The following is a 1246-nucleotide window of genomic DNA, read 5'->3' as shown; positions in this document are numbered from 1 at the left end:
GCCACCCACAAGGTGCTGGACGCGGCCGAGTCCTTGACGATGACCGCCGTCAATGGTACCGCCGCGAACCTGCCCCCGTTCGACCTGGAAGTCGTCTATAAGGTTACCGAAGATCCCGCGTAAGCGGAATGAACTGAGAAAGGAGAGCTCGTTTGGGCTCTCCTTCTTTTGGAAGTAGGTGCTTTATGTCGCTGAAGGATATTATGGCGGCTGACGTTGACGACATCTTTCAGGATCGGGACGAAAACGCCGAGGATCACATCATCGACGGGCAGACCGTTCTCTGCAGCGTCGACCAGGTCAGCACCCGAGAGCGCAGCGATCGCCAGAGCGAACAGTATGACGGCATCTTCAAGGCTGTTGCGTTGCTGTCGGTGAAAGAGTTGGCCCTGGGCTATCGGCCGGTATATGGCCAGGCCATTACGGTGGACGACGTGCTGTACACGGTGACCGAATGTGTCGTCGACAGTGGGATGTTGATTGTCAGGCTCGAGGCGAACGAGTCGTGATCAGAATTGATGAGTCGCAGATGGCACGGGCAAAGCTTGTACTGGATGGCATTCCGAAAGGGATTGAGAAAGCCGCATCCAGGGCGCTCAACCGGGCAATCGAATCTGGCATGGTTGAAGCTGCCCGCAAAAGCCGCGAACAATATTTTGTTTCTGCGGCTGATGTGCGAGCATCGATTCGCATCAATCGGGCGACCGAGAGCAAGCTGATCGCATCGGCAATTTCGCGCGGGACTAAGCGAGAGCTTTCGCAATTTCGGGTGTCTCCGCTACGAGTCGGCAAACCTCTCCCCAAGATGCTCCGTGTTGCTGTCAAAAAAGACGGCGGACTCAAGGATCTTCCCGGTGCATTTTTGGCGAGGGGTAAATCGTCCGGGAAGCTCCATGTTCTCGCCAGAGTAGAAAAAACCCGGTATCCGATTCATGTCAAGTATGGGCCGTCGGTGCCGGAAATGATCGGCGTGGAAAAGATAAAACCCTATGTTGAAGCAAAGGCCCGCGACGTGCTGCAGGTGCGCCTTGACCACGAAATTTCCCGCCTGCTGAAGGGGTGAGACGATGACGATGCTTGAGTGTCTGGACGCAATAGCCGATGTCCTGCCGGGGGTTGTCGCCGATATGGAGTTGGAGACTCCCAAGGGCGAGAAGCGTGCCCCTCAGATCGTTCGCGGGTGGCTGCCACCGAAAGATCCAAGGGATCAAGACCGGGAAGACGACCTTCCGTATGTGATACCGCG

The 1246-nt window shown here is 56.4% G+C and carries 2 protein-coding genes; both read left to right on the top strand.

All coding sequences use genetic code 11. From position 1 onward, the window contains the following. The first annotated feature begins 185 nt into the window (after window positions 1-185). Window positions 186-509 (top strand): hypothetical protein, encoded by a 324-nt coding sequence (locus RIN56_20645; protein MDR7869202.1) that lies wholly within the window; start codon window positions 186-188, stop codon window positions 507-509. Beyond that, window positions 506-1063 (top strand): phage tail protein, encoded by a 558-nt coding sequence (locus RIN56_20640; GenBank protein ID MDR7869201.1) that lies wholly within the window; start codon window positions 506-508, stop codon window positions 1061-1063. Before RIN56_20645 ends, RIN56_20640 begins: the two co-directional genes overlap by 4 nt. The last annotated feature ends 183 nt before the right edge of the window (window positions 1064-1246 follow it).

Source organism: Sporomusaceae bacterium, from assembly GCA_031460455.1.
Lineage (GTDB): Bacteria > Bacillota > Negativicutes > Sporomusales > UBA7701 > Anaeroselena.
The sequence above is the reverse complement of the archived record's forward strand: the minus strand, read 5'-3'. Positions and strand labels throughout refer to the sequence as shown.

What these genes read in the sequence shown, in the direction of transcription:
- RIN56_20645 (MDR7869202.1), top strand. Translation starts at nt 186, where the DNA reads ATGTCGCTGAAGGATATTATGGCGGCTGACGTTGACGACATCTTTCAG.